Source organism: Streptomyces sp. NPDC026538 (genome assembly GCF_055567535.1).
This window is the reverse complement of the sequence record NZ_JBVHQG010000001.1, coordinates 66,354-87,081: the sequence shown is the minus strand read 5'-3', so window position 1 is coordinate 87,081 and position 20,728 is coordinate 66,354. Positions and strand designations below refer to the sequence as shown.

The 20,728-nt window shown below is 73.9% G+C and carries 15 protein-coding genes and 1 pseudogene; 3 read left to right on the top strand and 13 right to left on the bottom strand.

Features of this window, described 5'->3' with window-relative positions:
* Positions 1-61: 61 nt before the first annotated feature.
* Entirely contained in the window at positions 62-1,153 is a 1,092-nt protein-coding gene (locus tag ACZ4N4_RS00420; protein ID WP_453573874.1) for an amidohydrolase family protein, read from the top strand.
* Positions 1,154-1,295: 142 nt separating this feature from the next.
* Positions 1,296-2,201 carry an SCO1860 family LAETG-anchored protein gene (locus tag ACZ4N4_RS00415; RefSeq protein WP_467582818.1) on the top strand — a complete coding sequence of 302 codons (906 nt, stop codon included), beginning with the start codon at positions 1,296-1,298 and terminating at the stop codon, positions 2,199-2,201.
* A gap of 105 nt (positions 2,202-2,306) precedes the next feature.
* On the opposite strand, the gene cobC is transcribed toward ACZ4N4_RS00415, so the two are convergent.
* Genes cobC through cobM form a run of 6 tightly spaced genes read right to left on the bottom strand, consistent with a single transcriptional unit; the run spans position 2,307 to position 8,675 of the window.
* A complete protein-coding gene (gene cobC / locus ACZ4N4_RS00410; protein ID WP_467582816.1) occupies positions 2,307-3,392 on the bottom strand; it encodes an Rv2231c family pyridoxal phosphate-dependent protein CobC in 1,086 nt (361 codons plus the stop codon).
* Positions 3,382-4,308, bottom strand: a complete 927-nt coding sequence (locus ACZ4N4_RS00405) for a sirohydrochlorin chelatase (protein ID WP_467582813.1) — start codon at positions 4,306-4,308, stop codon at positions 3,382-3,384. Before ACZ4N4_RS00405 ends, cobC begins: the two co-directional genes overlap by 11 nt.
* The gene (locus tag ACZ4N4_RS00400; RefSeq protein ID WP_467582810.1) at positions 4,305-4,889 is read right to left on the bottom strand and encodes a precorrin-8X methylmutase; all 585 of its coding nucleotides are present in this window, start codon (positions 4,887-4,889) and stop codon (positions 4,305-4,307) included. Before ACZ4N4_RS00400 ends, ACZ4N4_RS00405 begins: the two co-directional genes overlap by 4 nt.
* Positions 4,886-6,589, bottom strand: coding sequence for a precorrin-3B C(17)-methyltransferase (gene cobJ, locus ACZ4N4_RS00395; RefSeq protein ID WP_467582808.1), 1,704 nt, complete (start codon positions 6,587-6,589; stop codon positions 4,886-4,888). The genes ACZ4N4_RS00400 and cobJ overlap by 4 nt, the downstream gene beginning before the upstream one ends.
* The gene (cbiE, locus tag ACZ4N4_RS00390) at positions 6,586-7,818 is read right to left on the bottom strand and encodes a precorrin-6y C5,15-methyltransferase (decarboxylating) subunit CbiE (RefSeq protein WP_467582805.1); all 1,233 of its coding nucleotides are present in this window, start codon (positions 7,816-7,818) and stop codon (positions 6,586-6,588) included. The genes cobJ and cbiE overlap by 4 nt, the downstream gene beginning before the upstream one ends.
* Positions 7,815-8,675 (bottom strand): precorrin-4 C(11)-methyltransferase, encoded by an 861-nt coding sequence (gene cobM, locus ACZ4N4_RS00385; RefSeq protein ID WP_453573854.1) that lies wholly within the window; start codon positions 8,673-8,675, stop codon positions 7,815-7,817. The genes cbiE and cobM overlap by 4 nt, the downstream gene beginning before the upstream one ends.
* A gap of 84 nt (positions 8,676-8,759) precedes the next feature.
* Between cobM and ACZ4N4_RS00380 the strand changes: the two genes are divergently transcribed.
* Positions 8,760-9,488 (top strand): ZIP family metal transporter, encoded by a 729-nt coding sequence (locus tag ACZ4N4_RS00380; protein WP_351694711.1) that lies wholly within the window; start codon positions 8,760-8,762, stop codon positions 9,486-9,488.
* A 5-nt stretch (positions 9,489-9,493) separates the two neighbouring features.
* Here ACZ4N4_RS00380 and cobI read toward each other — a convergent pair whose 3' ends face one another.
* The 7 genes and pseudogenes from cobI to ACZ4N4_RS00345 all read right to left on the bottom strand — a co-directional run bounded on the left by cobI (position 9,494) and on the right by ACZ4N4_RS00345 (position 20,692).
* Entirely contained in the window at positions 9,494-10,258 is a 765-nt protein-coding gene (cobI, locus tag ACZ4N4_RS00375; protein WP_467582802.1) for a precorrin-2 C(20)-methyltransferase, read from the bottom strand.
* Positions 10,243-11,889, bottom strand: a pseudogene (locus tag ACZ4N4_RS00370) (cobyrinate a,c-diamide synthase); the annotation flags it as partial. The pseudogene ACZ4N4_RS00370 and the gene cobI, both read right to left, overlap by 16 nt.
* Before the next feature lie 2 nt (positions 11,890-11,891).
* On the bottom strand, positions 11,892-12,491 hold the full coding sequence (gene cobO, locus ACZ4N4_RS00365; protein WP_467582799.1) for a cob(I)yrinic acid a,c-diamide adenosyltransferase: 600 nt from the start codon (positions 12,489-12,491) through the stop codon (positions 11,892-11,894).
* Entirely contained in the window at positions 12,491-14,494 is a 2,004-nt protein-coding gene (locus tag ACZ4N4_RS00360) for a putative cobaltochelatase (protein WP_467582796.1), read from the bottom strand. Before ACZ4N4_RS00360 ends, cobO begins: the two co-directional genes overlap by 1 nt.
* Positions 14,491-18,144 (bottom strand): cobaltochelatase subunit CobN, encoded by a 3,654-nt coding sequence (cobN, locus tag ACZ4N4_RS00355; RefSeq protein WP_467582793.1) that lies wholly within the window; start codon positions 18,142-18,144, stop codon positions 14,491-14,493. Before cobN ends, ACZ4N4_RS00360 begins: the two co-directional genes overlap by 4 nt.
* Positions 18,141-19,712, bottom strand: a complete 1,572-nt coding sequence (locus ACZ4N4_RS00350) for a cobyric acid synthase (protein ID WP_467582790.1) — start codon at positions 19,710-19,712, stop codon at positions 18,141-18,143. Before ACZ4N4_RS00350 ends, cobN begins: the two co-directional genes overlap by 4 nt.
* Positions 19,709-20,692, bottom strand: a complete 984-nt coding sequence (locus tag ACZ4N4_RS00345; RefSeq protein WP_467582787.1) for a cobalamin biosynthesis protein — start codon at positions 20,690-20,692, stop codon at positions 19,709-19,711. Before ACZ4N4_RS00345 ends, ACZ4N4_RS00350 begins: the two co-directional genes overlap by 4 nt.
* Positions 20,693-20,728: the final 36 nt, after the last annotated feature.

The window sequence follows — 20,728 nt, the reverse complement described above, 5'->3', positions numbered from 1 at the left end:
ACCGCCGTGCGGGCGCGACCAGCCACGACGCACCCGCACCCGACGAACTATCGTGCGTGGCATGAGCGATCGAGCGGTGCTGCACGTGAAGGGCAGGGTCCTCGTGGGCCCCGAGGACGTCCGCGACGAACTGTGGGTGGTGGACGGCCGGGTCTCCTACGACCGCCCCGCCGGCGCCCGTGACATCCGGACCGTCGAGGGCTGGACGCTCCCCGGCCTCGTCGACGCCCACTGCCATGTCGGCCTCGGCCCGCAGGGCCCGGTCGACGCGGCGACCGCCGAGAAGCAGGCCCTCACCGACCGCGAGGCCGGCACGCTGCTGATCCGGGACGCCGGGTCGCCCTCCGACACCCGCTGGGTCGACGACCGCGAGGACCTCCCGAAGATCATCCGGGCCGGCCGGCACATCGCCCGCACCCGCCGCTACATCAGGAACTTCGCCCACGAGATCGAACCGGACGACCTGGTCGCCTACGTCGCCCAGGAGGCCCGGCGCGGTGACGGCTGGGTCAAGCTGGTCGGCGACTGGATCGACCGCGACCTCGGCGACCTGGCCCCCAGCTGGCCGCGGGACGCGGTGGAGGCGGCGATCACCCAGGCGCACCGGCTCGGCGCCCGGGTCACCGCCCACTGCTTCGCCGAGAACTCGCTCCAGGACCTGGTCGAGGCCGGCATCGACTGCGTCGAGCACGCCACCGGCCTGACGGAGGAGCTGATCCCCCTCTTCGCCGCGCGGGGTGTCGCCATCGTCCCGACCCTCGTCAACATCGCCACCTTCCCCGACCTCGCGGCGGGCGGCGAGGCCAGGTTCCCGCGCTGGTCGGCCCATATGCGCCGGCTCCACGAGCGCCGCTACGACACCGTCCGGGCCGCCTACGACGCCGGCATCCCGGTCTACGTCGGCACCGACGCCGGCGGCTCCCTCGCCCACGGCCTGGTCGCGGGCGAGGTCGCCGAGCTGGTCACCGCCGGGATCCCGCCCGTCGACGCGCTCGCGGCGACCAGCTGGGCGGCCCGCGCCTGGCTCGGCAGGCCCGGCCTGGAGGAGGGCGCACCGGCGGACCTGGTGGTGTACGAGAGCGACCCGCGCGCGGACGTACGCGTCCTCGCGTCCCCCCGCCGGGTGGTGCTGAACGGGCAAGTCGTCGAGTAAAGGAACGCCTGTGCCCGGCGGCTCGAATGCGTGCACGGAAAGTCCACTAATGAGTGAAGTCACGCAGGATTGCCGCCCGTTCACCCCTGGTGCGTAATTCTTGGCGGGTCCCGAGCAAGTTTCCTCTGGGGGTCCCACCACCTTGAACAGCGACACCTTCCGCATGCCCGCACGCCGTCTCGCGACCGTCGCGACGGCCACCGCCCTGGTCGCCGGTCCCGCGGCCCTGGCGGGCGCGGGCGCCGCACACGCGACCACCGACCAGGGCCGCGCGAGCGCGGTCGTCCTCCGCACCGGCCTGGACGTCTCGTTCCTCGACAAGACCGTGAACGTCCCGCTCGCGGTCTCCCTGAACGAGGTCCAGGCACCGCAGAGCGCCGACCGCACCGCGCTGACCGCCACTCTCGACGGGGTGGACGGCGGCAAGCCGTTCAGCGTCCTGGGCGCCGAAGTCGCCTCGGCCAAGGCGACGGTCTCCGACAGCCTGGCCGAGGGCTCGGTCCACCTCGCCCACGCCCGGCTGCACCTGCCCGGCCTGCCCCTGCTGTCCCTCGTCGAACTCGACACGGTCACCTCCCAGGCCACCTGCGAGACCGGCAAGCAGCCGGTGGCCTCCGCGAACGTGCTCGGCGCCGTCACGGTCCTCGGCAAGCGCGTGACGCTGAGCGCGGGCGGCCCCACCGACGTCAGGGTCCCCGGCGTCGGCGAGGTCCGCCTCGACCTCTCCAAGCGCGAGACGACTTCGACGACGGCGGCGGCCAGCGCCCTGGAACTCAAGGTCTCCGTGAACCCGCTGAAGCTGAACGTGGCCGACGTGGAAGGGACGTTGACCCTCGCGAAGGCGACCTGCGAGACACCACCGGACCCGGCCGCCCCGTCGGACCCGGCCGACCCGGTGACCGACGTCAAGCCCCAGGGCGCCCCGGCGAAGGAGACCAAGCTCGCGGAGACGGGCGGGAGTTCGGTGACGCCGTATGTCGTGGCAGGAGCGCTGGCCCTGCTGCTGGCGGGCGGAGGAGCGGTGACCGTGGCCCGACGCAAGCGATAGAGCCCCGTAAGGGGCGCGCGGCGGCAGCCGATCCGCGGCTGCCGCCGCGCGGGCGCGACCAGCCACACACGACCCGCAGGCGCACCCACCGCGCGCGGTTCCCCCTCACCCGCGTATCAACATCAACGCCCGATCCAGCGCCTGCAGGAACCCGTTCACCGTCCCCCGGTCCCGCACCGCGACCCGCACCCACTCCTCGTCCAGCCCCGGAAACGTGTCCCCCCGCCGCACCGCGTACCCCAACACCCGCAACTGCCGCCGCACCGCGGCCGCCCCGGCCATCCGGACGAGCACGAACGGCCCCTCCGCAGGTCCCGCCACCCGCACCCCCTCCGGCGCGAACTCCTCGAGTCCCGCCACCAGATGGGCGCGGTCGGCCGCCCCCCGGTGCGCCGCGTGCGCCGCCTCAGCCAGCGCCCGCGGCGCCACACACGCCTCGGCCGCCACCAGCGCCGGCGCCGACACCGGCCACAACGGCTGCGCCCGTGCCAGCTCCGCGATGGTCTCCGGCGCGGCCAGCACATAGCCGACCCGCAGCCCCGCCAGCCCCCACGTCTTCGTCAGGCTCCGCAGCACCACCAGCCCCGGCACGTCGGTCCGCCCGGCCAGCGCCTCCCGCTCACCCGGCACCGCGTCCATGAACGCCTCGTCGACCACCAGCGTCCGCCCGGGCCGGGCGAGCCGGGCGATCGCCTCGGCGGGATGCAGCACCGACGTGGGGTTGGTCGGATTGCCGATCAGGACCAGGTCTGCGTCCTCCGGCACGGCCGCGGGATCGAGCCGGAACCCGTCGGCCTCCCGCAGCAGCACCCGGTCCACGCTGTGCCCCGCGTCCCGCAGCGCCGCCTCCGGCTCGGTGAACTGCGGATGCACCACCACCGGCCGGCGCACCTTCAGCGCCCGCGCCAGCAGCACGAACGCCTCCGCCGCGCCCGCCGTCAGCAGCACGCGCTCCACCGGCAGCCCGTGCCGCGCAGCGACCGCCGCCCGCGCCGCCCGCCCGTCGGGATAGGCCGCGAGACCGGCCAGCGACCCGGCGATCCGCTCCCGCAGCCAGGCCGGGGGAGTGTCGGCCCGTACGTTGACCGCGAGGTCGATCAGCGCGGAACCGTCGTCACGGACCTCGGCGTCACCGTGGTGCCGCAGATCGTGCGGGCCTGCCGAACCGCCGGAACCGTCGTCAGTGGGCATGCGCGTGGCCGCCGTGGTGATGGTGGTGCCCGTGGTCGTGGCCGTCGTCGTCGGGATGGAAGTGCGGCTGCTGCGGCAGCCCCACCTTGTCCTCGAAACCGGGCATCGCGATCCGGTACACACACGAGTCGCAGTTCATCCGCACCTCGCCGGCGGCCGCCTCCCGGTACCGCTCCATCACCAGGTCGAGCAGCTCCGGCTCGGGCCCGATGACGTCCGCCGAGCGCACCTCGGCCTCGGGGTGCGCGGCCGCCCAGCCCTCGGTCTGCTGCCGCACCCGCTCCGGCAGGATCCCGGTGAACAGGAAGTACGGGAGGACGACGATCCGGCGCGCCCCCAGTTTCAGACACCGGTCGAGTCCGCTCGGCACGTCCGGCGCGGCCAGCGACACGAACGCCGTCTCCACACCGGCGTAGCCGCGCCCCTCCCACAGCAGCCGTGCCGCCCTGTGCACCTCGGCGTTGGCGTCCGGGTCCGTGGAACCCCGGCCCACCAGCAGCACGGTGACGTCCGCCCGGTCCAGCGGGGCGCGCCCCCCGTCGGCGCCCAGAGCCTCGTCCAGGCGCCGCTCGAGCACGGTCAGCAGCGAGGGGTGCGGGCCCAGCGGACGCCCGTACGTGTAGGAGATCCCCGGGTGCCGTTCCTTCTCCCGGGCCAGCGCGGCCGGGATGTCGCCCTTGGCGTGCCCGGCGGAGACCAGCATCAGCGGTACGGCGGCGAACCGTCGTACCCCCCGCTCGACCAGCTCGGTCACCGCCTCGCCCAGCGGGGGCGGGGACAGCTCGATAAAGCCGCCGGCGACGGGCAGTTCGGGGTGGCGGCGGCCCAGCTCCCGTACGAAGTCACGGAACGCCTCGGCCCCGGCTTCGTCCCGGGTGCCATGGCCGGCGATGAGCAGGGCGGGCGGGGTGGTCACAGCGTCTCCTCGGAAGTGGGGTGGTACAGCAGGGCGTTGAGCGCGGCGGCGGCGACCGCCGAGCCGCCCTTCTCGGACACGTTGCTGACGGCGGGCAGCCCGCTCTCCCGCAACGCGGCCTTGGATTCGACGGCGCCGACGAAGCCGACGGGCAGACCGATGACGAGCGCGGGGGAGGCGTCCAGCGTCAGCAGCTCCTCCAGGGCGGTCGGCGCGTTGCCGATCACCCAGAGTGCGCCGGGACCCACCTGCTCGTACGCGAGGCGGATCGCGTGCGCCGAACGGGTGAGCCCGGCAACCGACCTGGCGTCACGCAGCCGGCACACCGTCTCCCGGCGGGTGATCCCGGCGGCGACCATCTCCACGTCCACGACGACCGGCGCCCCGGCGTGCAGCGCGGCATGCGCCTTCACCAGGTCGTCCTCGTCGGTCACGAGGTCGCTCGCGTACTCCAGGTCGGCGGCGGAGTGGATGACCCGCTCCACCACGGCGCGGGTCAGCGGCGGGAAGTGCGAGGTGTCCAGGCGGGCCCGCAGCCGCCGGAAGGACTCCTCCTCGATGGGATGGACGACCCGGTTCACTCGGCCCCCTCCGGAGCGCTCTCCTGCCAGCGGTATCCACGGGGGGTGACCATGCGCCCGGCGATGTTCCTGGTCGCCGTGTTGCCCACGGTCACGACGGTCATCATGTCGACCCACGCCGGGTCCAGTGCGCCCAGGGTGGTCACCCGGCTCGACTCGCCGGGGCGCGAGGCGTTGCGTACGACACCGACCGGCGTCGCCGGCTCGCGGTGCTCGGCGAGGAGCGCGAGCGCCTTCGGCAGCTGCCAGTCACGGCCCCGGGAGCGGGGGTTGTAGAAGGTCACCACGATGTCCGCCTCGGCGGCGGCCCGCACCCGGCGCTCGATGACCTCCCACGGCGTGTGCAGGTCGGACAGGCTGATGGAGACGTGGTCGTGGCCCAGCGGCGCGCCCAGGATCGCCCCGGCGGCGAGTGCCGCGGTGACGCCCGGGACGCCGATCACGTCGATGTCGTCGGAGGCCTCGGCGAGCGCGGGGGAGGCCATCGCGTACACGCCGGCGTCGCCGCTGCCGATCAGCGCGACGGCATGCCCGGCACGCGCCTCGGCGACCGCGGTCCGCGCCCGCTCCTCCTCGGCACCGAGCCCCGACTCCAGGACACGGGTACCGGGCCGCAGCAGGTCGCGGATCTGGTCCACGTACTGGTCGAGCCCGACGAGCACGGAGGCGCGCCGGAGTTCGGCCTTGGCGCGTGGGGTGAGCAGGTCGCGGGCGCCGGGTCCGAGCCCGACGACCGCGAGCCGGCCACGCGCGGGTCGTCGTACGACGGCGCAGGTCGCCATGGCGGGCCGGCCGTCCGCAGGGGCCGACTTCCGCTTGGGGACGAGGAGTTCGCCGCCGTGCACCAGGGCCGCGGCCTCCGCGACGGACGGGGTGCCGACGGCGGCCAGCGGCGCGCCGGAGGGGTTGGGCACCGCCACCGCGGCCAGCTCCTCCGCGGTGTACGTCACCAGGGGGACCCCGAGCCGTGCGGCCGCCTCGACGATGCCGGGCTCCTCGGCCTTGGCGTCGACGGTGGCGAGTCCGGCGACGCTACGAGCGGAGAGTCCCGCGTCCCGCAGGGCCCCCTCGATCAGGGTGAGCACCTCGTCGACCGGAGCGCCCTTGGAGGCGCCGACGCCCACCACGAGGGACGGCGGGCGCAACAGCACCTCGCGCTCGGCGGGTTCGACCGCGCGGTCGGTCAGCCGGACCGTGTACGCGCCCTCCCCGGCCAGCGGCAGCGGCGGCAGCGGCCACGTCAACTCCGTTCGCAGGGCGACCGGTTCACCGTCCAGCAGGGCCCGTGACACGGTCGCCACCGAGCCCTCGACCGGGAAGCCCAGGGTGTCGAGGCCGGGTAGTCCGACGGAGTCCGTCGCGGTGGTCACCACCGGCTGCGCGGCCAGGACCTCGGCCACCTCGCGGGCGAGTTCGTTCGCGCCGCCCGCGTGCCCGCCGACCAGGGACACGGCGAACCGCCCGCCCTCGTCGACGCACACCACACCCGGGTCGGCCGTCTTCTCGCCCAGCAGCGGGGCGATCAGCCGGACCACCGCACCCGTGGCCAGGAAACACACCAGTTGCCCGCACTCCGCGAACGCGGACCGCACGGCGTCCCCGACCGGACCGTCGTACACCCGCGTGCGGTCCGGCCACGCCGCGGCCAGCCGGTCGCGTGCCGCCGCCCCCGCCGCGGTGGCGGAAATGAGGCCGATCACTGAGCAACTCCTTCTTCGGAAAGGGGGATTCGATTCCCCCACAGCAGGAACACGGGATTGGCCGCCGCCAGCCGGGTGACATCCCCGGGCAGCGGCGCGAGACGCGAGGACTGCAGCAGCACCCCGTCGCAGGAGAACCCGGCACCGGTCAGCGCCTCGCGCGCCGCCGGTACCCGGTCGAGGGCGGCCAGCGCCACCACCACCGACCGCCGGGCCCGCAGCGCGCAGGCGCCCACCACGGCGGGCAGCTCACGACCCCCGCCGCCGACGAACACGGCGTCGGGATCCGGGAGTCCGGCCAGGGCCTCGGGCGCCGTACCGTGCACCACGTCCACGTACACCCCGTGCGCCCGCGCGTTGGCGGCGATCCGCTCGACCCCGTCCGCGGCCTTCTCCACGGCGACGGCGGCGGCCCCGAGCCGCGCGCACTCCACCGCCACCGACCCGGAACCCGCGCCGACGTCCCAGACCAGGTCGCCGATCCGCGGCCCGAGCCGGGCCAGCGCCAGCGCCCGTACCTCGAACTTGGTGATCATCGAGTCCCGGTGCGCGAACTCCCGTTCGTCCAGGGCCCATCGGACAGGCCCGGCGGGCATCCCGGCGATGGTACGCACCGCCCCGAGCACCCGCGCCGGGTCCAGGCACAGCACCACGCTGACGTCCGCTCCCCAGTCCCGGCCGGCGGCCTCGGCGGGCGTGACCCGCTCCACCCGCTCCCGCCCGGGGTCACCGAGGGCGCTCGCCACGACCAGCAGCCGGTCCGCCGGCACCGCGGCCCCCAGCTCCGCCGGCCCGGCCCCCGGCCCGGTCAGCACCGCCACCTTCGGATGCGCCCGGCACACATGGACCGCCGTACGCGGCTCCCGCCCGTGCGCGCTCACCACCACCGCGTCGTCCCAGGGCAGCCCGACCCGTGCGAACGCGGCGGCGACGGACGACACCCCGGCCCGCACCTCCAGCCGCTCCGGCCCGAACCGCTCGGCCAGCGCCCGCACGATCCCGAAGAACCCGGGATCGCCGGAGGCCAGCACGGCCACCGGGCGGTCCTTTTCGAGGTACTCCTCGACGGCGTCGAGCGCGGGTGCCAGCGGCCCGAGGACGATCCGCTCGGCCCCCTCCGGCAGCCGGACCGCGTCCAGGTGCCGCCGCCCGCCGACCACCAGCCCGGCCCCGGCCAGCGCGTCCGGCGGGAGCGGCGTCCCCGTCCCGGTACCGAAGACCGTGATCACGTACTCGCCCCCCGCTCACGCAGGGCCCGCCGGGCCTGAGGGTCGGCCTTGCGGAAGCCGTGGAAGTGGCCGGGATGGTAGAGGTGCGAGCGGGTGCCGTGGGCGTCCAGGGCGGGGCCGACCAGGAACAGGGTGTGCTTCCAGAGCTTGTGCTCCTTGACCGTCTCCTCCAGCGTCTCGATCGTGCACTTCACGACCAGCTCCTCCGGCCACGTCGCCTGGTAGGCGACGACCACCGGCGTCGACGTCGGATAGCCGCCCTCCAGCAGCTCCCGCACCAGCTGCCCGCTGCGCGCGGCGGAGAGGAAGATCGCCATGGTGGTGCCGTGCCGGGCGAACTCCCGTACCTCCTCGCCCGGCGGCATCGGCGTCTTGCCGCCGCCGAGCCGGGTCAGGACGACGGACTGGGCGACCTCGGGAATGGTCAGCTCGCGCTGGGCGAGCGCGGCGACGGCCGAGAAGGAGGACACACCCGGCACGATCTCGACCTCGACGCCGATCCCGGCACACCGGTCGACCTGCTCCTGGGTACCGCCCCACAGGGCCGGATCGCCGGAGTGGATCCGGGCGACCCGCAGCCCCTGCGCCCGGGCCCGCTCGTAGACGGCGACGACGTCCTCCAACGACATCGTGGCCGAGTCGAGGATCTCGGCGTCCTCGCGGGCGTGCTGGAGGACCTCCGCCTGGACCAGGCTCGCGGCCCAGATCACCACGTCGGCCTCGGCGATCGCACGCGCGGCCCGGAACGTCAGCAGATCGGCGGCGCCGGGGCCGGCGCCGACGAAGGTCACCTTGCCGGTGGGGGCGGCGCCGCAGGCAGTGGCTGCGACAGCGGCAGGGGCAGCGGCATCGGCCATGGAAAATCGGTCCTCTCTGGACAAACGGTGTTACGAGTGCTGCTGGATGTGCGCTGGGGCGGGTCGATCGGATAGCAAGGGCACATGGCGGTCTTCGTCGCGCTCGGCGCGTTCCTGATGACGCTGGCCGGCGGCTGGACGGCACAGCGCGTGACCGACCGTCGCCACCTGGTCCTGGGCCTGGCCGGCGGCCTGATGCTCGGGGTGGTCGGCCTCGACCTGCTGCCGGAGGCGCTGCACGCGGCCGGCCGGGAGATCTTCGGCGTACCGGCCGCCCTGCTGCTCTTCGTGGCCGGCTTCCTGCTGGCCCATCTGGTGGAACGCACGCTGGCCCTCCGCCAGGCCGCGCACGGCGGTGACGAACACGGTCACCGGGCGCCCGAGGTGGGCCTGACGGCGGCCGGCGCGATGGTCGGGCACAGCGCGATGGACGGCGTGGCGATCGGCGCGGCCTTCCAGGTGGGCGGCGGCATGGGCACGGCGGTCGCGCTGGCCGTGATCGCGCACGACTTCGCGGACGGCTTCAACACGTTCACCATCACGAGCCTCTACGGCAACGCGCGCCGCCGGGCGATAGGCATGCTGATCGCCGACGCCTGCGCACCCGTCCTGGGCGCCCTGTCGACCGTCTTCTTCACCATCCCGGAGACCGTGCTCGGCGGCTATCTCGGCCTCTTCGGGGGCGTCCTGCTGTATCTGGCCGCCGCCGAGATCCTCCCCGAGGCCCACCACGAACACCCGGCCCGCTCCACCCTGCTGTGCACGGTGGCCGGGGCCGCCTTCATCTGGCTGGTGGTGGGCATCTCGGGCTGAGGCGCTCACAGCTTCCCGCCTCTGCCACCGTCCCGGCGCGGCGGCGCGATGAGCGTGGAGAGATACGGCAGCGGGGAACCGTCGAGCTCGGCGGCGGGCCGGACGGACTCCTCGGCCAGCCCCAGCGCCGACCCCCACACGGCGTCCTCGATCCGCCCGGTCTCCCGCAGCGCCTCGGTGACCGCGCCGGCCTGCCGCCCGAACTTGTACGCCACGACCGTCCCCGGCCCGCTCAGCGCGTCCTTCAGCACCTCGGCACCCGCCGTCACCGGCACCAGCGTCAGCGGCTCGGTCCCCTCGGTGAGCACGGCACCGGACCGGGCGGCGAGGTCCTGCATGGCGGTGATGCCGGGCACGGTCTCCACGACCACGCCCGGGACCAGCCCGGCGATGGTCTGCGCGAGGTAGGTGAAGGTCGAGTAGACGTTCGGATCCCCGATGGTGGCGAAGGCGACGGAGCCGCGCTCGCGCAGCAACTCCGCGACCCTGGCGCCCGCCGCGTCCCAGGCGGCCTCGCGCCGCCCCCGGTCACTGCGCTCGTTCAGCGCGAACACGATCCGGACGACCTTCTCCGCGCCGACGTAGTGCAGCACGGTCGCCTCGGCACGGCCCTGCTCACCGACGGCTTTTCCATCAGGCCCAGCCATGACGGGTACGACGACCACCTCGGCGGCACGCAGGGCGTTGACGCCCTTCACGGTCACCAGCTCGGGGTCACCGGGCCCCACCCCGACTCCGATCAACCTGCTGCTGCTCATGACGTCCGGCACCTCTCCACGAACCTTCGGGCCACACCGGGCTCGGACGCCCAGTGCGTGTGCAGATAACTCGCGTGCACACCCTGCTGTACAAAACCCTCGACCCGCGGCCGGGGGGTACGCACACCCCACGCGGGCGCCGCACCGGCCCCCGGCTCGACCGCGGTCCGGTGAAACTCGTGCCCGCGCAGCCGGGTCCCGGCGACCGCCAGCACACTGTCGCTCACGGCGACCGCGTCCCGGTAGCCGAGAGTCAGCCGCTCGGTCATCCGCGCCCGGACGTCCAGCACACCGCACATCGCCAGCCCGTCCAGCTCCCGGCACAGATAGAGCAGCCCCGCGCACTCGGCGGCCACCGGAGCACCGCCGTGAGCGAGGGCGCCGACGGCCTTGCGCAGCGGCTCGTTGGCGGACAACTCGGCGGCGTACACCTCGGGGAAACCTCCGCCGACGACCAACCCCCGCGTCCCGTCCGGCAGTTGCTCGTCCCGCAACGGATCGAACGGCACCACCTCGGCCCCGGCGGCAGCGAGCAACTCGGTGTGCTCGGCATAGGAGAAGCTGAAGGCGGCCCCAGCAGCGACGGCGACAACGGGCCGCGCACCCCGATCGCCCAGCCCGTCCGGTACACGCAACGCACCCCCACCACCCGGCCCGTCCGGTACACGCAGCCCACCCCCGCCACCCAGCCCGTCCGGTACACGCAGCGAACCCCTACCACCCAGCCCGTCCGGCGTCTGAGGACGAAGGCCGGCCCGCACCCTCCCCAGCCCGTCCGGCGTTTGAGGACGAGGCCGTTCAGGCCGAAGCGGGGGTCCGGGGGCGGCAGCCCCCGAAGCCGGGGCCGAAGGGGCGCCCGCCCCTGGTGAGGGGACGGGTAGGGGCGGCGGGGGCGAGGAAACCACGGAAGCCAAGGCCGCACCCGCATCCCACGCCGCACCCGGCACCACACCGGCCCCCCGGGCCAACCCCAGCAGCCCCTCCAGGTCACACCCGTCGGAGACCTGCGCGGCCATCGCCGCGACCGCGTCCACCGCCTCGCCCCGCCGCTCGGCGACCGGCACCAGCCCCAGATGCCGCGACGGCGTATCCACCCCGGCCACCCGCCGCAGCACCCCGAACACCGGCACCCCGGAGGAATCCAGCGCCTCCCGCAGCAACTCCTCGTGCCGGTCCGACGCCACCTTGTTCAGGATCACGCCCCCGACCCGCACCTCCGGATCCCACGACGCGAACCCGTGCACCAGCGCGGCCACCGACCGCGACTGCGACGACGCGTCCACTACCAGCACCACCGGCGCCCGCAGCAGCTTCGCGACATGAGCGGTGGACGCCAGTTCACCTTCCCCGGCGGCCCCGTCGTACAGTCCCATCACACCCTCGACCACGGCGATGTCGCAGCCGCGCGCACCATGCGCGAACAACGGCCCGATCAGCTCAGGACCACACAGATACGCGTCGAGGTTCCGCCCCACCCGCCCGGTCGCGAGCGCGTGGTACCCGGGGTCGATGTAGTCCGGTCCGACCTTGTGCGGGGACACGGCGAGCCCCCGCGCGGCGAACGCGGCCATCAACCCCGTGGCAACGGTGGTCTTGCCGCTGCCCGAGGAAGGCGCGGCGATGACCAGCCGTGGAACGGAAGACATCACCACTCGATGCCCCTCTGCCCCTTCTGCCCCACGTCCATCGGGTGCTTGACCTTGGACATGTCGGTGACGAGGTCGGCGAGGTCCACCAGCTTCTCGGGCGCGTTCCGCCCGGTGATCACGACATGCTGGCTCCCGGGCCGGTTCCGCAGCACCTCGACGACCTCGTCGGTGTCCACCCACCCCCAGTGCATGGGGTACGCGAACTCGTCGAGCACGTACAGCTGGTACGTCTCGGCCGCCAGGTCCCGCTTGACCTGCTCCCAGCCCTCCCGGGCCTTCTCCTCGTTGTCCATCTGCGCGTCCCGCTGCACCCAGGACCAGCCCTCGCCCATCTTGTGCCAGGCGACGGTCCCGCCCTCCCCGGAGTCCCCGAGGACCCGCAGCGCCCGCTCCTCGCCGACCTTCCACTTCGCCGACTTGACGAACTGGAACACCCCGATCGGCCACCCCTGGTTCCAGGCGCGCAGCGCGAGCCCGAACGCGGCGGTGGACTTCCCCTTGCCGACGCCCGTGTGCACGACGACAAGAGGCCGATTACGACGCTGACGAGTCGTCAGTCCGTCGTCCGGCACCACACTCGGCTGTCCCTGCGGCACTACGCGGCCCTCCTTGAACGACTCTGCACGTCCTTCACCAGCCCGGCGATGGAGTCCGCCCGCAACTCGTCGAGCGTCACCGCCGCACCGCCCAGTTCCCCGGCCAACTGCCCGGCGAGTCCGAGCCGTACCGGCCCCGACTCGCAGTCCACGACCACCGAGGCGACCCCTTCGGCCGCGAACAGCCGGGCCGCCCGCCCGGCTAGCGCGACCGGCTCCGGACCGCCGGTGGCCCGTCCGTCGGTCACCACGACCACCAAGGCCCGTCGCGCGGGGTCCCGCAATCGCTCCACCCGCAGCACGTCGTGCGCCTTGAGCAGCCCGGCCGCGAGCGGGGTACGCCCCCCGGTCGGCAGCGCCTCCAGGCGGGCCGCCGCCGCGTCCACGGACGAGGTCGGCGGCAGCGCGACATCGGCGGCCGAGCCCCGGAAGGTCACCAGCCCCACCTTGTCCCGCCGCTGATAGGCGTCGAGCAGCAGCGACAGCACGGCGCCCTTCACGGCGCTCATCCGCTGCCGGGCCGCCATCGACCCGGACGCGTCGACCAGGAACAGCACCAGGTTGCCCTCGCGTCCCTCCCGGGTCGCCTGCCGCAGATCGTCCCGCCGGACCACCAGGCCAGGACCGGACCGGCCACGGGCCCGCTGGTGCGGGGCGGCGGCCTGCACGGTCGCCGCCAGGTGCAGCTTGGTCAGGGCACCCCGGGGCCGCCGCGCACCCGTCGTACGTCCGTGCTCGGTGCGCGCCCGGGACCGCCGGCCGGCGGCGCCCGCACCGATCCCGGGCACGGTCAGCACCTTGGTGCGGAAGGGTTCGGCGGCCCGCGTCGGCGCCTGCTCGCCCGAGCCGCCGGAGGTCTGCGGCTCGCCGTCCTCCCCGGCCTCGGGCCGCGCACCCGTGTCGCCGCCCTGTGGGTCGCCGTCGTCGGGCGCCGGCCGCCCGCCGCCCCCGCCGGGACCGTCCGGACCGGGATCGTCGTCCTCGGACTCGCCGGAGAACTCCTCCAGCGTCTGGTCCAGCTTGTCCTCGTCGAGGCCCGGCGCGTCAAAGGGGTTGCGGCGCCTGCGGTGCGGCAGCGCGAGCAGCGCGGCCTGCCGGACGTCCTCCGCCAGCACCTCGGTCCGCCCGGCCCACGCGGCCAGCGCGGTCGCCGTCCGCGCCATCACGATGTCGGCGCGCATACCGTCGACCTCGAAGGCCGCACAGGTAGCCGCTATCTGCCGCAACGCCCCGTCGCCCAGCCGCACCGACGGCAGCAACGCCCGTGCCGCCACGATCCGTTGCCGCACGGCGGCCTCCTCACCGGCCCAGCGCCCCACGAAACCGGCCGGATCGTCGTCGTACGCGAGCCGCCGGCGTACCACCTCCACCCGCTGGTCCGGCTCGCGCGAGGCGGCCACCTCCACCGTCAGCCCGAACCGGTCCAGCAACTGCGGCCGCAGTTCGCCCTCTTCGGGGTTCATGGTGCCGACGAGCAGGAACTTCGCGGCATGCCTCACCGAGACACCCTCGCGCTCCACGTAGGAGGCGCCCATCGCGGCCGCGTCCAGCAGCAGGTCGACCAGGTGGTCGTGGAGGAGGTTGACCTCGTCGACGTAGAGGATGCCCCGGTGGGCGTCGGCCAGCAGGCCCGGCTCGAAGGCCTTCACGCCCTCCGCCAGGGCCCGTTCGATGTCCAGGGCGCCGACCAGCCGGTCCTCGGAGGCACCGACCGGCAGTTCGACCATGCGCGCCGGGCGGGACTCGAAGGCGCCGGGCGGGTTGTGCGGCCCGTCCGGGCAGGCCGGATCCGGCGCGGCCGGGTCGCAGGAGAAGCGGCAGCCGGCGACGACGTCCACGGTCGGCAGCAGCACCGAAAGGGCGCGTACCGCCGTGGACTTGGCGGTGCCCTTCTCGCCGCGCACCAGCACTCCGCCGACCGCCGGCGACACCGCGTTCAGCAGCAGCGCCAGCCGCAGGTCGTCCTGACCCACGACGGCCGTAAAGGGGAAGGGGGTGGTCACTGATCGCCCTCCAGGTCGCCTTCGAGCTCCAGGTAGGTGGCGCGCAGCCGCTCCAGGGTGTCCGCGTCCGGCTCGGCCCACAGGCCCCGGTCGGCGGCTTCCAGGAGCCGTTCGGTGATGCCGCGCAGCGCCCACGGGTTGGACTTCTTCATGAAGTCCCGGTTCTCCGCGTCGAAGACGTACTCCGCGCTGAGTTTCTCGTACATCCAGTCGTCCACCACCCCCGCCGTGGCGTCGTAGCCGAAGAGGTAGTCGACGGTCGCCGCCATCTCGAAGGCGCCCTTGTAGCCGTGCCGGCGCATGGCCGCCATCCAGCGCGGGTTGACCACCCGGGCCCGGAAGACGCGGTGCGTCTCCTCGCCGAGGGTGCGGGTCCTCACCTGGTCCGGGGTGGCCGAGTCGCCCACGTACGCCTCGGGGTTCTCGCCCGTCAGATGGCGCACCATCGCGACCATGCCGCCGTGGTACTGGAAGTAGTCGTCGGCGTCGACGAGGTCGTGCTCGCGGGTGTCCACGTTCTTCGCGGCGACCGCGATCCGCTTGAACGCGGTCTCCATGTCCCCGCGCGCCGGCCGCCCGTCGAGCCCGCGGCCGTAGGCGTAGCCGCCCCAGACGGCGTACACCTCGGCGAGGTCGGCGTCGGAACGCCAGTTGCGGGCGTCGATCAGCGGCAGCAGACCCGCGCCGTACGCGCCCGGCTTGGAGCCGAAGACACGGGCGGTGGCGCGCCGCCGGTCGCCGTGCTCGGCGGTGTCCTCGTCGGCGTGGGCGCGCACGTAGTTCCGGTCGGCCGGTTCGTCCAGCTCGGCGACCTTGCGCACGGCGTCGTCGATCAGCCCGACCACGTGCGGGAACGCGTCCCGGAAGAAGCCGGAGATCCGGACCGTGACGTCGATGCGCGGCCGGCCCAGTTCGTCCAGCGGGACCACCTCGAAGCCGGTCACGCGCCGCGACGCCTCGTCCCAGACCGGACGGCAGCCCAGCAGCGCCAGGATCTCGGCGATGTCGTCGCCCTGGGTGCGCATCGCGGAGGTGCCCCACACCGTCAGCCCAACGGACTTCGGATACGCGCCGGTGTCCTGGAGGTAGCGCTGCACCAGCGAGTCGGCGAGGGACTGGCCGACCTCCCAGCTCAGCCGGGAGGGAATGGCCTTGGGGTCGACCGAGTAGAAGTTGCGGCCGGTCGGCAGGACGTTGACCAGCCCGCGGGTGGGGGAGCCGGACGGCCCCGCCGGCACGTAACCGCCGTCGAGCGCCTTGAGGATGTGGTCGATCTCGTCCGTGGTGCGGGCCAGCCGGGGCACGACCTCGGCGCAGGCGAACTCCAGCACGGCCACGGCGTCGGGGAGTTCGGTGCCGAGGACGTCACGGATGAGGGAACGGCTGTCCGAGACGGCCCAGTCGCGCTCCTCCATCCCTTCCGCGATCCGTCGGCAGAGCTGCTCCAGCAGGTCGATGGCGTCGGCGGCCGTGCGGGCCGGACCCTCGACGAGATCGGACAGCTCGACCGGCACCTTCACGGGCGCACCGGGCTCGGCGAGCAACTCCTTCTCGGCCAGACCGAAGTGCGCGGCCAGCGCGGCCCGGAGCCCCGGCAGCGCGTTGGCCTGCCCGCCCCACACCTGCGAGGCCCGCAGCACGGCCAGCACCAGGTTCACGCGTGCCTCGCCGGCCGGGCCGCCGCCGAGGATGTGCAGGCCGTCGCGGATCTGCACGTCCTTGATCTCGCACAGGTAGCCGTCGATGTGCATGACGAACTCGTCGAAGTCGGCGTCGTCCGGCTGGTCGTCCACGTGCAGGTCGTGGTGGAGTTCGGCCGCCTTGACCAGCGTCCAGATCTGCGCCCGCACGGCCGGTGCCTTCGTCGGGTCCAGGTCGGAGACCAGCGCGTACTCGTCGAGCAGCTGCTCCAGCTTGGCCAGGTCGCCGTAGGTGTCGGCACGGGCCATCGGCGGGACCAGATGGTCGACCACGGTGGCGTGCCCGCGCCGCTTGGCCTGGGTGCCCTCGCCGGGGTCGTTGACGATGAACGGGTAGATCAGGGGCAGTTCGCCGAGGACCGCGTCCGGCGCACAGCCGGCGCTCAGCCCGAGCCCCTTGCCGGGCAGCCATTCCATCGTGCCGTGCTTGCCCATGTGCACGACCGCGTCCGCGCCGAAGGAGTTCTCGAGCCACCTGTAGGCCGCCATGTAGTGGTGCGACGGCGGCATGTCCGGGTCGTGGTAGATCGCGATCGGGTTCTCACCGAAGCCGCGCGGCGGCTGGATCATCACGACGACGTTCCCGAACCGCAGGGAGGCGAGGACGATGTCCTCCCCGTCGACGTAGAGGGAGCCCGGCGGCTCGCCCCACGCCTCGGTCATCGCGTCCCGCAGCCGAGGGTCGAGTTTCTCGAACCACGCCCGGTAGTCCGCGAGCGGCACCCGCGCGGGCGCCGAGGCCAGCTGCTCCTCGGTCAGCCACTCCACGTCGTGCCCGCCGGCCTCGATCAGACGGTGGATCAACTCGTCCCCGCCGGAGGGGTATTCGGTGACGCCGTAGCCGGACGCCTTGAGGGCGTCGAGGACCCGCACCGCCGAGGCCGGCGTGTCAAGACCGACCGCGTTGCCGACCCGCGAGTGCTTGGTCGGGTACGCGGTGAAGACCAGCGCGACGCGCTTGTCCGCGTTCGGCTTGTGCTTCAACCGCGCGTGCCGCAGGGCGATTCCGGCGACCCGTCCGGCCCGCTCGGGGTCGGCGACGTACACCGGGACGTCATCCGGGCCCTGCTCCTTGAAGGAGAAGGGGACCGTGATCAGACGGCCGTCGAACTCCGGGATGGCGACCTGCATCGCCGCGTCCATGGGGGAGAGGGCGGCGTCGGACTCGTCCCAGGTGCTCTTCGACGAGGTCAGGCACAAGCCCTGCAGCACCGGGACGTTCAGATCGGCGAGCGCCCCGATGTCCCAGGCCTCCTCGTCACCGCCGGCCGAGGCCTGCGAGGCGTGGGTGCCGCCGGCCGCCAGCACGGTGGCGACCAGCGCGTCGGCCCCGGCGAGGATCTCGTACAGCCCGGCGTCCGCCCCGCGCAGCGAACCGCAGTACACCGGAAGGGCGTTGGCGCCCCGCGCCTCGATCGCCTCGCACAGGGTGTCCACGAAGGCGGTGTTGCCGCTGAGTTCATGGGCCCGGTAGAAGAGCACCCCGACCGTGGGACGGCCGGCCCGGATCTGGTACGCGCCGTGCACCCCGAACTCGGGCATCCGCTGCGGCTCGGCGAACCCCTCGCCGGTCAGCAGCACGGTGTCGGACAGGAACCGGGACAGCTCCAGCAGGTTCGCGGGGCCACCCTCGACGAGATAGCGCAGCGCCTCCGCGACCACGCCGGCCGGCACCGACGACTCGGCCATCAACTCTGCGTCCGGCACGGACTCGCCGCCGAGCAGCACGGTCGGCACCCCGGACGCCCGGAGCGCGGCGAGCCCGTCCTCCCAGGCCCGCTTGCCGCCGAGCAGGCGTACGACGGCGATGTCCGCGCCCTCGATCAGCGCGGGCAGCTCCTCCGTGACGTCGACGCGCGTCGGATTGCCGATCCGGTAGTCGGCACCGGAGGCGGCCCGGGCCGCCAGCAGATCGGTGTCGGCGGTCGACAACAACAACACAGTGCTCATGCGGGCGCTCCCGGTGGGATGAAAGGCAGTCCTTGCGGCGCGCCCGACTCGATGAGCCGCCAGAGCGCGTCGGTGTCCGCGTGCTGTTCGATCAGGTCGCCGAGCCGGTCGAGCTGCTCCTCGCGCAGCGCGGCGAACGAGGTGTCGGGGGCCGGCACGAACCGGCGGCCCGCGGCGGCCGCCACCTCGCGCAGAAAGGCCCGGCGGAAGCCGTCCGACTCCAGGGAGCCGTGCCAGTGGGTGCCCCAGGTCTGCCCGACCCGGCAGCCGTCCAAGAAGGGTTCCCCACCGGTGACTTCGGCCACCCCGTGATGGATCTCGTACCCCTCGACGCGCTCGCCGAGGGCCTCGCCGACGGGCCGGGTGAGGGTCTTCTCCCGGGCGAACCGCACCCGTACGGGCAGCATCCCGAGACCGGCCACCTGCCCGCGCCGGCTCTCGACCTCGTCCTCGATGTGCTCCCCGAGGACCTGGAAGCCACCGCAGATGCCGAGCACCGGCCGCCCCTCGGAGACCCTGCGCTCGAGCGCCTCCGCGAGCCCCCGCTCCCGCAGCCACTCCAGGGCCCGGACCGTCCCCCGGGTGCCCGGGATCACGACGAGATCGGCGTCGGCGAGTTCCTCGGGCCGGTCCACGAACCGCACCACGACACCCGGTTCGGCGGCCAGCGCGTCCACGTCCGTGAAGTTGGACATCAGGGGGATGGCGCAGACGGCGACCCGCAGGACGTCCGCGCCGACCGGCGGGGCCGTGTTCGACTCCCGGACGGTCCCGCGCAGCGAGACCCGCAGCCCGTCCTCCTCGTCGATCCCGAGCCCGTGCCGGAAGGGGAGCACGCCGTAGGTGTGCCGCCCGGTGAGGCCGTGCAGCATGTCGAGGCCGGGCTCCAGCAGGGAGACGTCGCCCCGGAACTTGTTGACGAGGAACCCGGCGACGAGGGCCTGGTCCTCCGGCGAGAGCAGGGCGACGGTGCCGAAGAAGGAGGCGAACACGCCCCCGCGGTCGATGTCGCCGACGACGAGCACCGGGATCCGCGCGTTGCGCGCGATCCCCATGTTCACGATGTCGGTCCGGCGCAGGTTGATCTCCGCCGGACTGCCCGCCCCCTCACAGATCACCGCGTCATACGTGCCCCGCAACTCGGCGAGACAGTCGAGCACGGTCCCGAGCAGCTGCTGCCGCCCGCCGTGCAGCCTCTTCCCGGGGGACACCACGTCTGATGGCGGCTGCGTCGCGGGCCCAGAGCCCCCGAAGAACCCGCGCGCACTCAGCTCACCGACCGGTTTCCCGAGCAGCACGACCTGGCTGCTCTGCTCGCCCCCCGGCTTGAGCAGCACGGGGTTCATCAGCGCGGTCGGCTCGACCCGGCAGGCCTGCGCCTGCATGGCCTGCGCCCGCCCGATCTCGGCGCCCTCGCGCGTGACGAAGGAGTTGAGGGACATGTTCTGCGCCTTGAACGGCGCGACCTTGACGCCCTGCCGCACCAGCCACCGGCAGATACCGGCGGTGACGACACTCTTGCCGGCGTCGGAGGTGGTACCGGCGACGAGGAGCCCGCCGCCGTTCACGACGCCCGTCCCGGCCGCCGTGCGGAGCGCTGTGCCGGGCGCCGTGCAAGCGCCCCCCGCAGCAGGGCCCCGGCCGCGCCGACCCCGAACGCCAGCCACCCCACCCGCCGTGACAACCGCACCGCCCGCTCGATGTCCGCGACTTCCACCGCACGCCCCTCCCCGTTCAGTACCGGCCGGTGCTCGACCCGGCCGCCGTATGACAAGGTCCCGCCGAGCCGTACCCCCAACGCCCCGGCGAACGACGCCTCCACCGGCCCGGCGTTGGGGCTCGGATGCTTCGCCGCGTCGGATCGCCAGGCCCGTACGGCCCCCTTGGTGTCCGCTCCGGCGACGGCGGCCAGTACGGCGGTGAGCCGTGCCCCCGGCCACCCCGCCACGTCGTCCAGCCGCGCCGAGGCCCACCCGTACCGCCGGTACCGGGCCGACTTGTGACCCACCATGGCGTCCAGGGTGTTGACGGCCCGGAACCCGAGCAGCCCCGGCACCCCGCCCACGGCCCCCCACACCAGCGCACCCACGACCGCGTCGCTCGTGTTCTCCGCGACGGACTCCACGACGGCCCGGGCGATCCCGTCGGCGTCCAGGGCCTGCGGATCCCGTCCGCACAGATGTGGCAGCCGGGCCCGGGCGGCCTCGACGTCCCCCGTCTCGAGGGCGCGCCCGATGACAGCGGCCTCGCGGGCGAGTGAAGTGCCCCCGACGACGGCCCAGGTGGCGGTCGCGGTGAGCGCGACGGAAGCGGCGGTGGACGGTCGTACGACCCGCTGGGCCAGGGCGCCCAGCGTCACGGCGCCGCCGGCGCAGACGGCGGTGTGCAGCGCGCCCCACCCGCGGTGGTCCCGCCACAGTGCCCGCTCAACGGCCCCGGCCGCCCGTCCGAACGCGGCGACCGGATGCCCGCGGCGCGGATCGCCGAGCAGCAGATCGCCGAGAAGGCCGGCGGCGGCGCCGTACGCGAAGACGCGACCGGCACCCATCGGCTCAGCCCGCCGCGGGGGCGGGAACGGGCCTGG